The following is a 12832-nucleotide window of genomic DNA, read 5'->3' as shown; positions in this document are numbered from 1 at the left end:
CGCACGTCTGGGTTGTAACACTGGACCTATCGTTCGCCTCCGCCGCCTCGCCTGCGGCCGCGAAGCGCCTCATCGATCTGTGCCGCAGCCGGGGCTCCGGCATACCCGGTCTCCGTCGCATAGACCCGGCACGCGAGGGAGCGAACCGGTGTCGTCGGGAACAGGTCGACGCCGTCGACGAGGATCGTGGGCGAGCCTCCGAACCTGGTGTTCGCCGCCTCGGCCTCGCTGTGGATCGTGACCAGCTCGACGGGCACGTCCGTGAGCCCCAGCGAGTCCAGAGCGGCGCGTGCGTGCTCCTCGGCGACGGCGGTGTTCGGGCAGTCGACGATGTGCAGCAGTTCGACCTTCATGAAGCGGGATCCGTTCGGTCGGTTTCGGCTGTCGTGCGAGGAGTCGGTAGGAGCAGGTTCACGCAGACCAGCCCGACGCCGGCGACGATGAAGACGTCGGCGACGTTCCCGACGAACAGGTTTCCGTAGGCAAGGAAGTCGGTGACGTGCCCCTGCCCGAACGAGGGCGGATTCACGAGCCGGTCGACGAGGTTGCCGACCGCGCCACCGAGGACCAGGCCCAACGCGACGCCCCACCTCGCCCCGCGCAGCCGCACGGCGAAAACGACCACCATCACGGCAGCGAGGAGCCCGACAATCGTGAAGATCCAGGTGGCTCCGGAGCCGAGCGAGAACGCGGCCCCGGGGTTGTAGACCAGCGACAATCCGAACAGGTCGCCGAGCAGTGGCATCCGCTCGCCCGGCGTCAACTGCGCAACGGCGAGGGCCTTCGACCCTTGGTCCACGGCCAGGGCAAGCACGGCCACGATGAGCGCAAGGCGGAGGGCACGCTTGCCCCCTGCCGTTGGGCCGTGCTCCTGCGTGCTCGTCCCTTCGACGGCGGCGTCCTGCGCGGTCACGCGCCGACCCTCCGCGTCCGGGCGGCTCGCAGGCCGTTGAGGATCACGACGACCTCGGCGATCTCGTGTACGAGCACCACCGCGGCCAGCCCCAGGACGCCGAACAGGGCGAGCGGAAGCAGGGCGGCGATGATCAGCAGCGACAGGATGATGTTCTGGTTGATGATGTGACGTCCGCGGCGGGCGTGGTCGAACGCACGCGGCAGCAGGCGCAGGTCGTGGCCAGTGAAGGCGACGTCGGCGGACTCGATCGCGGCATCGGAGCCGGTCGCACCCATCGCGATGCCGATGTCCGCGGCGGCGAGGGCGGGGGCGTCGTTGATGCCGTCGCCGATCATCGCCACCGACCCGTTCTTGCCGAGTTCGCCGATCGCGGCGGCCTTGTCCTCGGGGCGCAGCTCGGCGCGGACGTCCTCGATCCCTGCCTGCGCGGCCAGGGCACGTGCGGTGCGGGCGTTGTCGCCAGTGAGCATGGTCATGCCCACGCCCTGGGACTCGAGGGTGCGGACGACCTCGGGGACCTCGGGGCGCAGCTCGTCGCGGACGCCGATCGCGGCGACCGGGATCTCGTGGCGGTGGACGATGACGACCGTCATGCCCTGCTCCTCCATGCCTGCCACCTGGTCGCCGAGCGGCCCGGCGTCCAACCAGCGGGGACTGCCGACCGTGACCCGCGCGCCGTCGAGCTTGCCTTCGATGCCGTGCCCGGCCTGCTCGGTCACGCCCTCGGCAGCAGGGGCCCCGGGGGCTGCAGCGGTGATCGCGGCCGCGAGGGGGTGGGTGCTGTGCTGCTCCAGCGCTGCGGCCCAGGCCAGCGCCTGTTCCTCGGTCACACCGTCAGTGGTGAGGACTGCGGTGACGGCGGGCTCGTTGCGGGTCAGGGTGCCGGTCTTGTCGACGGACACGTGGCGGATCACGCCGAAGCGCTCGAACACGGACCCGGACTTGATGATCACGCCGAACTTGCTCGCCGAGCCGATCGCAGCGACCACGGTCAGCGGCACCGAGATCGCCAGCGCGCACGGCGACGCCGCCACGAGCACCACGAGGGCGCGGGTGATCCACAGCTCCGGGTCGCCGAGCAGCGAACCGATGACGGCGACCAGGACTGCGAGGATGAGCACGCCGGGCACGAGTGGTCGGGCGATGCGATCGGCGAGGCGGGCGCGGTCGCCCTTCTCTGCCTGCGCCTTCTCAACCAGGTCGACGATGGTGGTCAGCGAGTTGTCGGTGCCCGCCGCGGTCGTCTCCACTTCCAGCGCTCCCGCGGTGTTGATCGCACCGGCCGACACGGCATCGCCGGGCTCGACCTCGACGGGGATCGACTCCCCGGTGATCGCGGAGGTGTCCAGGCTGGAGCGGCCGGTGCGGACGACGCCGTCGGTCGCGATCCGCTCGCCCGGCCGGACCAGCATCAGCTGACCGACAACGAGGTCTTTCGCGGCGACCTCGACCGATGCGCCGCCCTGGCGGATGGTCGCGGTCTCCGGGACGAGCTTGAGCAGCGCCCGGAGCCCGCCTCGGGCCCGGTCCATCGCCTTGTCTTCCAGCGCCTCGGCGATCGAATAGAGGAACGCCAGCGCGGCGGCCTCCTCGACGTAGCCGAGGATGACCGCGCCGATCGCGCTGATCGTCATCAGCAGGCTGATGCTCAGCTTGCCCTTGAACAGCTTCCGGATCGCGCCCGGGGTGAACGTCGACGCGCCCAGCAGCAGGCCGATCCAGAACAGCACCAGCGCCGGGATCTCCCACTCGGACCACTCCAAGGCCAGGCCGGCGCCGAAGGCGACGCCGGAGAAGACCGGGACCATGATCCCGCGATCCCGCCACCAGGGGCGTTCTTGTTCCTCGTCGACTGCTTCACCGGCCGCGGTCTCGGGCTCGTCGCAGCCGCACGCCGCGCTCACTTGGCCGCTCCTGTCCCGCAGCAGCCCGGCACGGTGCACTGCGAGTCCATGCATGGCGCGTGCTCGTCGACGGCCAGCGTCACGTCCACGAGGGCCGTGAGCGCCGCCGCGATATGCGGGTCGGCGATCACGTAGCGCGTCTGCCGCCCCTCGGGCTCGGCGACCACGATCCCGCAGTCGCGCAGGCAGGTCAGGTGGTTCGACACGTTCGAGCGCGTCAGCTCCAGCTCGCGCGAGAGCACGGCCGGGTAGCTTGGGCCGTCGAGCAGGGTCATCAGGATCCGGGATCGCGTCGGGTCCGCCATGGCCCGGCCGAGCCGGTTCATGACGTCGAGGCGTGAAGCAATGGTCAGCATGCACTGAACTATACAGGGACTGCTGACTTGTTGTCGACTCGTCAGGGCTGCCGACTGGGGGCGACCGATCCAGCGGGGTGCGGCGATCGCGTATGCGTCGATCCCGTCCCTGAACTTCTCCCGCAAGCCCCGTTTCTCGGCCGGGATCTGGGCCTGGTTGGATCAGGGCGACAAACACGGAAGCCCCGGTCAGCGGCCGCGAGAACCCTCCTCGCTGACGGCAGTTGCTGCGGTGTGGAGCAGGCTGGCCATTCCGTCGTATGCCGGGTTGCGCGGGAGGCGGCAGGTCGCCCGACGTGACGAACGAGGCCGATCAGTCGACCACTAGCGGGTCCACGGTCACGCATCGGCGTCGTTAAGGCCGCCATCGATGAAAAAATCAGCCCTGTGAACGAGGCAGCGACCACGCCTGCTGCAGCCCTCGTCCGGACGGGGGTCCGGTCGCTAGCCCTCCTATGGTTGATTTGCCCTGTTCTTGATGATCCGGGGATGTCCCTATGTTGTTCGTCGAGGCCTTGGCGGGGACCCTGTTAAACCTTTTTGGGGGTGCTGGGGTGGGATCAGAGGCCGAATGCACCGCCGCCGACGAGGATGGCGGTGCCCAGGGCGATCAGCACGATCGGGAACAGGATGTGTTCCCAGCGTTCCAGTACCTCGGCGATCGGCCGACGGGTCGCGACGAACTTGGCCACGCCCACTAGCGCCGCTACCAGGGCTAGGAACACGATGCAGTAGGCAACCACGGCAGCCGGGCCTACGCTGAGGAAGACCGGGACGTAGACACCGACATTGTCCCCGCCATTGGCAAAGGTGACCCCGGCCACAATCCACACCGCGACGTTCTTGCTCTCCACCTTGGCTTCGTCGTCGTCATCGTCGTCGCCGGCACGCCAGGCCTGCCAGGCGGCCCACAATCCGAGCCCCAGCGGGATGAGTCCGAAATACGGAATGACCTCTGGAGGCAGGAATGCACTCGCGCCCAGAGACACCAACACGGCCGCCCCCAGGATCCCGGCGAATCCCAGGTACTGTCCGATCAGGATGCGGGTGGTGGTCCCGCGCTGGCCTGCGCCGCGGGCGAAGAAGAGCGAGAGCACGATAATGTCGTCGAGGTTTGTAACGGTAAATAGGCCGATCGCCTGTAGAACTGAGGATAGAATCACTTGGCCGCTCCTGTCCCGCAGCAGCCCGGCACGGTGCACTGAGAGTCCATGCAGGGCGCGTGCTCGTCGACGGCCAGCGTCACGTCCACGAGGGCCGTGAGCGCCGCCGCGAGATGCGGGTCGGCGATCACGTAGCGCGTCTGCCGCCCCTCGGGCTCGGCGACCACGATCCCGCAGTCGCGCAGGCAGGTCAGGTGGTTCGACACGTTCGAGCGCGTCAGCTCCAGCTCGCGCGAGAGCACGGCCGGGTAGCTTGGGCCGTCGAGCAGGGTCATCAGGATCCGGGATCGCGTCGGGTCCGCCATGGCCCGGCCGAGCCGGTTCATGACGTCGAGGCGTGAAGCAATGGTCAGCATGCACTGAACTATACAGGGACTGCTGACTTGTTGTCGACACGTCAGGGCTGCCGCACGCGCTCCGCGCGCTTGCCCTCGGGAACCGGATTCACCTACTTGCGCCAGCGGGGCCACTTCGGCATCCCGCGGCCCCTCCAGGTCTCAACGAGGCACGCGACCCAACGGACGGACGCGAAGAGCCCGTAGCCGGCCCCGGTGAGGCCCACGGCAACCACGAGCCAGCGCCCGATGCCGAGCCAAGGGCTCCCGTCCACGTCGAGGGCCCACTGAGCGCCTGTGATGAGCCCAGCGATGCCCATCCAGAGCCCAGCGACGACCACGACCACCGGCAAGAGGGCGAGGCACATCGCAGCGCCAGCCGACCAGAGCTGTCGGGCCTCCAGCTTCGCCGTCGCGGCGATGATCCGCTCGGCGCGCTCGTTGGACGCGTCGAGGTTCGCCGTCATCGTGGCCGAGGCCTCCCCGGCGACCTGCTCGACGGCCTTCTCGACCCGTTCCTCGGTGCGCTTCTCGATCCGCTGCACGGCCCCGCCGACCTGGCTCACGAGCTTCTGGTTCGCCGCGGCCTGTGCCTTGAGTCCCTCAATCGCCGAGGCCGTAGCCGCGTGGTTCTTCTGCGCCTCGGCGATCAAACTCTGCGAGGCGGCGTTCAGCCGCTTCCCGTCGAGACTCTGCACGAACTCGCCGAGCGTGCTCTCGATCTCGCTCAGCCTGCTCTCGACGCTCTCGATCTGCGGTGACGTGCTGACGGACGGCTGCGAGGTCGACGCCCGGTCGATGCGCTTGCTCATCTCCTCGTCCATGACCTTCAAGAACCCCGCGAGCTTCTTCTGCTGCTCGGCCAGCCGGTCGAGCCGCGCGTTCTGCGCCTCGACGGCGGCGAGGATCGAGGTCAACGCCTCCATCGTCTCCGGAATGCCGAGCTGCTGCCGCTGCTCGTCCTGCGCGTTCTGCTGCTTCAGCCTGTCGAGCGCTGCGCTCATGGCCCTGCTCCTTCTGCTGCTGGTGATAGTCGAAGAACGCCTGCGCGCCCTCCGGGGTGAAGTCCGCCGAGAGGGCGCTGGTGCGCTTGCGGCGCTCGGCGCGCCCGGACTCACCTCGGCGGTCCTCGATGTAGAGCGTCCACGTCGCCTTGCCGACGTTCTTGCCCCGCTTGCTCACGGCTGTGTGCAGGCGCATCCGCGGCACCTGCTTCCCGTCGTCGCCAAGCTGCTGGTTCTGCTCCGCGATCACCGATTCGAGACCGGGCTTGTCCACCGACCAAGGATTGGCCAGAGCGGCGCTCATCCGGTCGCCCATCTCCCGGTCGAGCGACCCCTCGGCGAAGTCCTCGCGGCGCAGCTCCCAGTCCTTCGGCGCGTGCTCCAGCCGCTTCACGACCGAGAGGCCGTGCTCGCGCATCAGCTCGTCGTTTGCCGACTGCACGCCCCGTTGGTTCCCTGCCTTGCGGTCGTGGAACGTGCGGTAGTCCGAGAGCGCCTTCCCGGCGCGGTTGTTGTGGTTGACGACCAAGATGTGGTTGTGCGGCTTGCGGCCACGTCCATCCACATGCGTCACCACAAGGCAGTCCGAGTCCGGGTGCATCTTCTTCGCGAGCTGGTAGCCCAGATCGTTCACCCGCTGCACGTCCTCCGGGCTGTTCGGGTCGAACTCCTCGTCGCTGAACGACTGGCGATAGTGCAGCGCCTCGACGTCGCGCTTCGTGTTCTGCGTGAGCGCGCGGGCGCGGGCCGAGAATGCGCCGGGGCCTCCCGGCACATCGCACGTGATCGCGACCCCGCGTTCGTCCGCCTCGCCTCGGATGTAGCGCTCCGTGTCTCCGGCGCTCGTGCTCGGGCTGTAGTGCGTGGTGCTCATGACGCCGTCCGGTCCCCGAGCAGCGCCCGGACCCCGCGCAGCAACTCGATCAGCTCGGGCACCTCTGCCGACAGCGCCACCGCCTCACCGGCCCGCGCGCGGCGGTCCAGGTCGTTGACGTTGATCGCCAGCGGGCGCACCTGGGCGGCCAGCTCGCGGGCGTCCGCCGAGGCCTGCACGCGCAACTCGGCTCCGAGCAGGTGCGCGGCCACGGCGGCGTCCAGCTCCTCGCTCCGAGAGGCGTGGAGCGCATCCCGCACGACGGTCCGCACCCACGTGCTCGGAGCCAGCCCGAGCCGCTTCGCACGAGTGCGAAGCGCCCCGAGCGTGGCGTCATCGAAGCGGGTATCGAGCCGCCCGCCGCTGCCACGACGACGCTTCGCGCCGCCGTGACTCTGACGCACAGCCTCCGCATCAGCCCGACCGGTGTTCACCTGGGAGTCGGCCTGCTGCTCTACCTGTACGCCAGAGTGGCAAGCAGTAGGCATGTCGGACACATCGCTGACGCTCGTGTCCTCCATGCCTGCTTGCGAGGGGCCTCCGGCCCCCTCGACCCCCTGAAAGAGCGCGTCCAGTTCGGTGCTCATGCGGCACCTCCGATCAGTGCCAGCGGCACGTCCGGACTCCGCACGGCGAGCCCGCTCAGCAGCTCCGCGACCGCGCCGTCCGCGTCGTGGTCCGCCGAGGTCTCCGGACCGTAGGTCAGTTCCCGCGACCCGGCGTTCCGGTGGTACGCGTTCCCGTACATACCGGGCGTGTGCGCGGCGGCCGGAACGCTGCACTGATGCCACTCGTAGGGCTCGATCCTTCCGATGTGCTGCACGAGGTAGCGGTTGATGTCGTCGGCACGGTAGACCTTCACGACCGAGGCCAGGCGGCGGATGAACTGGTCCAGCGCCTCGTCCACGTTGCCCTTCTGACGGGCGTAGTAGAAGAACTCGACAGGCTCGATCGTCGCCGTGATGACGATGAGACGCGGGGCCACCTCGCCCTTGTTCTTGTACCGAGCCTTCGCAGGCGAGGCGTTGTACGGATCGAGCAGCAGCAGCCAGTCGTTCGCGTCCATCGCCGAGGCGCGCAGATCGTCGAGCAGCAGCACTTCCTCCCCGCGCCAGTCATCGAGGGGGTTCCCCGTGGCGGCCCGGTAGACCTGCCACCGCTCGCCGTGGGCGTTCGCCGCGTTGATCGCCTCGGTGATGAAGTCCGTGGCGAACCGGGTCTTGCCGATACCGGCATCCCCGTGGACGAACACCACGTGCGTCGAGAACTCACCGGCGCGGAGCTTCGCCGCCGCCCGGTACGCACGGCGCTGACCATAGGCCGACAGGGCATCGTCGATCTCCCGCTGATGCCGCGAGTAGATGTCGAACAGTTCATCGGTAAGCATGATCTGATCGCGCGTGATCTCGCCCTGGAGCACGCGCTCGCGCATGTCCTCGAAGTTCTCGGCGACGACCTTCTTCTTCACGTGGGCGCGACCCTTGAGCCACGTCTCCCGGCGCTGGGCGTCGATGCCGAGGTAGTCCGGCCCGCGCACCGTGGCGACCTCCGAAGGCGCGTACTGGTGCTTGTCCGCGTACTTCACGTGCGTCAGGTACGAGAGCATGTTGTCGAAGGCGTACCGCCCGCGACCGGGCTTCTCGACGTACTGCGGTTCGACGCCGATGCCAAACGCGAGCCGATCCAGAGGCGCGCTCTTCGCGCGGCTGGCGAACTTGATCACCGCGTGCAGGTGATCCGGCTTCGGCTCGACGACCAGAGCCTTCTCCGTGTCGCTCCAGACCTCGCGCTCGTCCTTGTCGTGCACGATGCCGTAGGCCTCGATGACCTCGCAGCCGATGGCCTCGAGCCGCTGCACCACGTAGGTGAGGATCGCTCCGGCTCCCTGCTGGAGCAGCGCGGCTCCGGTCGGATCGCCGGCGGCCCAGGTCCAGTACGACGGATCGAGGTACTGCGTGAGACCGATGCTCGTCGGGTTGTTCTCCTGCTTAGCCACGACGACCACCGTCCAGGACGTCGGAAGGAGCGTGCGGCGCCTTAAATGACCCCCTATTGACCCCCAAATGAGACCCCAAATGATCCTGCGGGGTCACGCGGTGGAGCGAAGGCGAAACCGGCAGCTGACCAGGCATGTTGTTGCATGGCGCGGCAATCGACAAGCCCTTGCCGCGCCCGTAGGAACGGATGAGGCTCCCGGAACTCTTGGAGTGCGGAGCACGGATGAGGACGGGCATCACGACGACGGGCAGCCCGCCTCCGGCGGATGCCAGGCCAGGCCCATCGGTCGGGTTGGTCAGGTCAGCGGGAGCGGTGGCGCTGGTGCGTTCGGCGGCGTTCATCGGGCACCGCCCTTGCGGTAACGCTTGATGACGGCCTGATGCGTGACGCCGAGGGCGTCGCCGATCTTGGCCCAGGTCACCCCGTCGGCGCGGGCATCGGCGGCGGCCATCTCGACGGCCTCCTCCAGCACGGAGCGGAGCACGCCGAGGTCGTAGAGGTGCGCTTCGCTGTCGGCGAGAGTGGGGTCGCCCACACGCCAGCGGAAGCCGTTCACGTGGTCGAAGGCGGCGGAGTTGGCGCTCATCAGCGATCACCACCCATCACGGCGGCGACCGCGGCCCGCTGGCGCGGAGTCAGCGGCGTGCGGGCCAGGCGCTCACCAGCTCGGCGACCGGCGGCGAGGGCGGCAGCGATGACGGGATCGAGCCCATCAGCCTGCGGAACGGGGGTCGAGTCCTGGTCGAGCCCAGGGCAGTCCAGCGCAGATGCGCGGGGAGCGTCGATAACGACAGACATCGGAAGTCCTCAAACATGAGTGTGCTTCCGGTTCCCCGCCACGGTAATTGGGCTGTTTGACCGGCTACTCATCCGGGAGTAGAACCCCGCGCTTCTAAGTCGCGGCCCCGGTGGGATCTTCTTGTCTGCAACCATTCTCCCACGACTCGACTCACCAGTCCACTGACGAGTCGATTCGCGTGTTAGTCGCGACGCGGCTCTATCCGAATGAGGGCGTGGTCGAACTTCACGTGGCCGGGGGCAATGGGCTCGATGGTCACCGTCACCAGCTCATCCACGAGCATCCGGCGGCGGTCCATGTCCAGTGCCTTCCACTTCGACTCGACCACTTCGCGGCGCTCCATGGTGCCCAGTGGCTCATCCACGTCCGCCAGCAGTTTCGCCGCCACCGACACCGAGCGGTCGAGCAGCTCCGCGTCGATCTCGTCGATGCGGACCTTCCCGCCCCTGATCGCCTCGGTGATCTCCAAGACGGGCTGGCGCACGTCCAGCAGCAGAGGGCTCAGTTCCTTCACGCGCTCGACCAGGGCATTCCGCTCGGTCAGCAGCTCCTCGCGGTCCGGCCCATCGTCCTCCTGCGGCATCACGAGGTCGTGCACGTCCACCGAGGACAGGCGGGTGAGCACCGCCTCGGTGACCATCGCGTCGACGGGTTCGCGTTGGCGGGTGAGGTGGAACTGCTCGCCGCAGCGGTACGTCGGCTGCTTGCGGCTGTTCGTCCCCGATACGAGCGTCGCGCCGCACTTCCCGCACAGCCCGATCGTGGACAGCAGGTACTTAGGCTGGTTGCCCTGCCTCGCCGACCTCCGCACGTTGTCCTCCAGCTTCGCCACCGCGGCCCTCCAGGTCTGCTCGCCGACGATGGGAGGGAACGCCTCGCCCTGCACCGGGTACAGCTCGCCCGAGGCGTAGTGCTTGATGTAGCCAGCGTAGAGAGGATTCGCCAGCAGATACCGCACAGCATCGACGGAGAACTCCGACCCGCGCGCGGTCAGATGACCGGCACTGTTCAGGTCCTCGCGGATGCGACGGATCGACAGGGACGGCTCTCCGAGGAACGCATCGAAGGCCCGCCGAACCGCGTCGGCCTCCTCCTCGATCAGCTCGCCCTCCCTCGTCCAGCCAAACGCCTTCCAGGTGGATGCCGGGATGCCCTCGGCGCGGCGGCGCTCGTTGGAACGGATCTGTCGTTCGGCCTTGCGACGGGCCTCGAACCGCGCGAGAGCGGCGAGCATCGTCGCTCGGAACTCGCCGTCCGCAGTCGAGAGGTCGATCTCGCCGTCCACGGTGACGACGCGCAGGCCCAGGTCGATCAGCGTGTTCAAGTCCTTCGTGCTGCGCAGGAGCCGGTCCATGTCCACGGCGACGACCATCGAGAACCGACCCGCCCGGGCGTCGTCCAGCATCTCGGCCCACCGGGTGCCAGCGCGGCGCTTCTTCGTCGCCGATACCGCGTTGTCGTCGTAGACCTCAACGACCTCCCAGTCCTTGGCCTCGGCCAGCGCCCTGATCTTCCGCAGCTGCGTCTCGACCGTCCACCGGTCGCCCTTGCGATCCATCGAGGCACGGACGTACGCGGCTACCTCGTTCGTCTTCCTCAGCGATACCAGTTCAACCATGCAACCAAGCTTACGTGAACGGGTGTCGCAACCGCGACATGCGCTATGAGAACCCGCTCTACCTCGCCGAGGAGGCCGCAGCGCTCGACATCCTCGCCGACGGCCGGGTGGCCCTCGGCGTCAGCCGGGGATCACCGGAGCCGGCCGAGCGCGGGTGGGAGGCCTTCGGGTATCTCGATGCCGAGGACGCCAAGGGCGCGAACATCGCCCGCGCGAAGTTCGGGAAGTTCATGGCCGCGATCAAGGGCGAGAAGATGGCTCCGGCCGACCCGAAGCAGTTCGGTCCCGGTGCCCGGCTCTCCATCGAACCGCACGCCCCCGGCCTCGACCGCCGCATCTGGTGGGGTGCGGCGACCCGCGCGACAGGGGAGTGGGCGGCCGAACAGGGCGTCAACCTCATGAGTTCGACCCTGCTCACCGAGGCGACCGGTGACTCGTTCGCCGACCTCCAGCGTGAGCAGATCGACAAGTTCCGGGAAGCGTGGAAGGAAGCCGGCCACGACTGGACCCCGCGCGTGTCGGTGAGCCGCAGCATCTTCCCGATCACCACCGATCTCGACGACCTCTACTTCGGACGCCGCTCCCATGAGGACGGCGACCAGATCGGCATCATCGATGACATGCGCTCGACGTTCGGCAAGACCTATGCGGCCGCCCCGGACGTCCTCATCGAGCAGCTCAAGGACGACCCGGCGATCGAGGCTGCCGACACGGTCATGCTGACGATCCCCAGCCAGATCGGCGTCGACTACAACCTCCACGTCCTCCAGTCCTTCGCCGAGCACGTCGCTCCGGCCCTCGGCTGGAAGCCGAACTGGGAGGGTCCGGTCACCGGCTACCCGATCTGAGCCGCTCCCCATCAGGGCCCGGTGTACACCTCGTGTACCGGGCCCTGAGGTGTGTCAGGACATCGTGATGACGATCTTGCCGGTGGTGCGCCCGGTCTCGCCGAGGCGGTGTGCGGCAGCGATCTCCTCGAGCGGGAAGGTCGCGGCGATCTCGGGCCTCAGCCGGCCCGCGTCGACGAGCCCGGCGATCGCGGTGAGGTCGGCATGGGAGGAGTCGACGAGCATCCGCAGCGCCCTGACGCCCAGACGCGTCGCCTCGGCGGTGAAGTCGTCGGGGCCGACCGGCACGGTGGAGACCGCGATCCCTCCGGGGGTGAGGGTGCGCAGCGACCGCATCGCGGTGTCCCCGCCGAGGGTGTCGAGGACGACGTCGATGTCGGTGGCGGTCTCCGTGAAGTCCTCCGTGCGGTAGTCGATCGTCTCATCGGCGCCGAGGCGGCGGAGGAGATCATGCTTCTTCCCACTGGCCGTGCCGATGACGTGGGCGCCGTGGGCCTTGGCGATCTGCACGGCGACGTGGCCGACTCCGCCGGCGGCGGCATGGATGAGGACGCGCTGGCCCGGTGTCAGCTGCGCGTAGTCGATGAGGGTCTGCCACGCCGTGAGGGACACCAGCGGCAGGGCGGCGGCCTCGACGTGGTCGAGTCCCGCCGGCTTCTTCGCGAACACCCGCGCCGGTGCCGCGACGTACTCGGCATGGGAGCCGTGACCGTACGGGTAGGAGAGCATGCCGAACACCTCATCGCCGACCGCGAAGCGCGCGACCCCGACGCCGACGGCCTCGACGACTCCGGAGACGTCCCAGCCGAGGACGAACGGCGGCTGACCGAGGAAGCGCCCGGCCGCGCGGTGCTTCCAATCGGTCGGGTTGAGCCCGGCGGCGCGGACGCGCACGAGCACCTCGTTGGTCCGCGGCTGCGGACGCGGCAGGTCGACGACCTCGAGGACCTCCGGGCCCCCGAGACTGTGCTGGGTCGCGGCTCTCATCGTGTCATTCGTCATGGACACCATTGTCCC

Annotated in this window: 15 protein-coding genes; 1 reads left to right on the top strand and 14 read right to left on the bottom strand. The window is 68.6% G+C overall.

Annotated features, from left to right (window positions below; genetic code table 11):
• Window positions 1–26: 26 nt before the first annotated feature.
• The 13 genes from J9315_RS09255 to J9315_RS09195 form a co-directional block, all read right to left on the bottom strand.
• Complete coding sequence (locus J9315_RS09255; RefSeq protein WP_026529998.1) at window positions 27–353, bottom strand: hypothetical protein; 327 nt, start codon at window positions 351–353, stop codon at window positions 27–29.
• Window positions 350–913, bottom strand: coding sequence for a signal peptidase II (gene lspA, locus J9315_RS09250; RefSeq protein WP_026529997.1), 564 nt, complete (start codon window positions 911–913; stop codon window positions 350–352). The genes J9315_RS09255 and lspA overlap by 4 nt, the downstream gene beginning before the upstream one ends.
• On the bottom strand, window positions 910–2820 hold the full coding sequence (locus J9315_RS09245) for a cation-translocating P-type ATPase (protein ID WP_211977654.1): 1911 nt from the start codon (window positions 2818–2820) through the stop codon (window positions 910–912). Before J9315_RS09245 ends, lspA begins: the two co-directional genes overlap by 4 nt.
• The gene (locus J9315_RS09240; protein ID WP_026529995.1) at window positions 2817–3176 is read right to left on the bottom strand and encodes a metalloregulator ArsR/SmtB family transcription factor; all 360 of its coding nucleotides are present in this window, start codon (window positions 3174–3176) and stop codon (window positions 2817–2819) included. The genes J9315_RS09245 and J9315_RS09240 overlap by 4 nt, the downstream gene beginning before the upstream one ends.
• Window positions 3177–3736: 560 nt before the next feature.
• Window positions 3737–4339 carry a cadmium resistance transporter gene (locus J9315_RS09235; RefSeq protein ID WP_063250466.1) on the bottom strand — a complete coding sequence of 201 codons (603 nt, stop codon included), beginning with the start codon at window positions 4337–4339 and terminating at the stop codon, window positions 3737–3739.
• Window positions 4336–4695, bottom strand: coding sequence for a metalloregulator ArsR/SmtB family transcription factor (locus J9315_RS09230; RefSeq protein ID WP_063250467.1), 360 nt, complete (start codon window positions 4693–4695; stop codon window positions 4336–4338). The genes J9315_RS09235 and J9315_RS09230 overlap by 4 nt, the downstream gene beginning before the upstream one ends.
• 92 nt (window positions 4696–4787) lie before the next feature.
• On the bottom strand, window positions 4788–5327 hold the full coding sequence (locus J9315_RS09225) for a hypothetical protein (protein WP_176472455.1): 540 nt from the start codon (window positions 5325–5327) through the stop codon (window positions 4788–4790).
• Window positions 5278–6552: a relaxase/mobilization nuclease domain-containing protein gene (locus J9315_RS09220; RefSeq protein WP_082834984.1), complete on the bottom strand. Its 1275-nt coding sequence runs from the start codon at window positions 6550–6552 to the stop codon at window positions 5278–5280. The genes J9315_RS09225 and J9315_RS09220 overlap by 50 nt, the downstream gene beginning before the upstream one ends.
• The gene (locus tag J9315_RS09215; RefSeq protein WP_026529992.1) at window positions 6549–7139 is read right to left on the bottom strand and encodes a hypothetical protein; all 591 of its coding nucleotides are present in this window, start codon (window positions 7137–7139) and stop codon (window positions 6549–6551) included. The genes J9315_RS09220 and J9315_RS09215 overlap by 4 nt, the downstream gene beginning before the upstream one ends.
• The gene (locus J9315_RS09210; RefSeq protein WP_063250469.1) at window positions 7136–8557 is read right to left on the bottom strand and encodes a Rep family protein; all 1422 of its coding nucleotides are present in this window, start codon (window positions 8555–8557) and stop codon (window positions 7136–7138) included. The genes J9315_RS09215 and J9315_RS09210 overlap by 4 nt, the downstream gene beginning before the upstream one ends.
• A gap of 330 nt (window positions 8558–8887) precedes the next feature.
• Window positions 8888–9136, bottom strand: coding sequence for a helix-turn-helix domain-containing protein (locus J9315_RS09205; protein ID WP_063250470.1), 249 nt, complete (start codon window positions 9134–9136; stop codon window positions 8888–8890).
• Window positions 9136–9348, bottom strand: a complete 213-nt coding sequence (locus J9315_RS09200; protein WP_026529988.1) for a hypothetical protein — start codon at window positions 9346–9348, stop codon at window positions 9136–9138. The genes J9315_RS09205 and J9315_RS09200 overlap by 1 nt, the downstream gene beginning before the upstream one ends.
• A gap of 182 nt (window positions 9349–9530) precedes the next feature.
• Window positions 9531–10967 carry a recombinase family protein gene (locus J9315_RS09195; RefSeq protein WP_063250471.1) on the bottom strand — a complete coding sequence of 479 codons (1437 nt, stop codon included), beginning with the start codon at window positions 10965–10967 and terminating at the stop codon, window positions 9531–9533.
• Window positions 10968–11005: 38 nt separating this feature from the next.
• Between J9315_RS09195 and J9315_RS09190 the strand changes: the two genes are divergently transcribed.
• Window positions 11006–11815: an LLM class flavin-dependent oxidoreductase gene (locus J9315_RS09190; protein WP_211977652.1), complete on the top strand. Its 810-nt coding sequence runs from the start codon at window positions 11006–11008 to the stop codon at window positions 11813–11815.
• A gap of 54 nt (window positions 11816–11869) precedes the next feature.
• Here the strand turns inward: J9315_RS09190 and J9315_RS09185 are convergent, their stop codons facing one another.
• A complete protein-coding gene (locus J9315_RS09185; protein ID WP_211977650.1) occupies window positions 11870–12817 on the bottom strand; it encodes an NADP-dependent oxidoreductase in 948 nt (315 codons plus the stop codon).
• Between the last annotated feature and the right edge of the window lie 15 nt (window positions 12818–12832).

This window comes from Brevibacterium sp. W7.2 (genome assembly GCF_018137945.1).
GTDB classification, from domain to species: Bacteria; Actinomycetota; Actinomycetes; order Actinomycetales; family Brevibacteriaceae; genus Brevibacterium; species Brevibacterium sanguinis.
This window is presented reverse-complemented; position numbering and strand designations above follow the sequence as displayed.

What these genes read in the sequence shown, in the direction of transcription:
- J9315_RS09195 (WP_063250471.1), bottom strand. Translation starts at nt 10,967, where the DNA reads ATGGTTGAACTGGTATCGCTGAGGAAGACGAACGAGGTAGCCGCGTAC.
- J9315_RS09205 (WP_063250470.1), bottom strand. Translation starts at nt 9,136, where the DNA reads ATGAGCGCCAACTCCGCCGCCTTCGACCACGTGAACGGCTTCCGCTGG.
- J9315_RS09200 (WP_026529988.1), bottom strand. Translation starts at nt 9,348, where the DNA reads ATGTCTGTCGTTATCGACGCTCCCCGCGCATCTGCGCTGGACTGCCCT.
- J9315_RS09215 (WP_026529992.1), bottom strand. Translation starts at nt 7,139, where the DNA reads ATGAGCACCGAACTGGACGCGCTCTTTCAGGGGGTCGAGGGGGCCGGA.
- J9315_RS09220 (WP_082834984.1), bottom strand. Translation starts at nt 6,552, where the DNA reads ATGAGCACCACGCACTACAGCCCGAGCACGAGCGCCGGAGACACGGAG.
- J9315_RS09255 (WP_026529998.1), bottom strand. Translation starts at nt 353, where the DNA reads ATGAAGGTCGAACTGCTGCACATCGTCGACTGCCCGAACACCGCCGTC.
- J9315_RS09230 (WP_063250467.1), bottom strand. Translation starts at nt 4,695, where the DNA reads ATGCTGACCATTGCTTCACGCCTCGACGTCATGAACCGGCTCGGCCGG.
- J9315_RS09190 (WP_211977652.1), top strand. Translation starts at nt 11,006, where the DNA reads ATGCGCTATGAGAACCCGCTCTACCTCGCCGAGGAGGCCGCAGCGCTC.
- J9315_RS09240 (WP_026529995.1), bottom strand. Translation starts at nt 3,176, where the DNA reads ATGCTGACCATTGCTTCACGCCTCGACGTCATGAACCGGCTCGGCCGG.
- J9315_RS09185 (WP_211977650.1), bottom strand. Translation starts at nt 12,817, where the DNA reads ATGACGAATGACACGATGAGAGCCGCGACCCAGCACAGTCTCGGGGGC.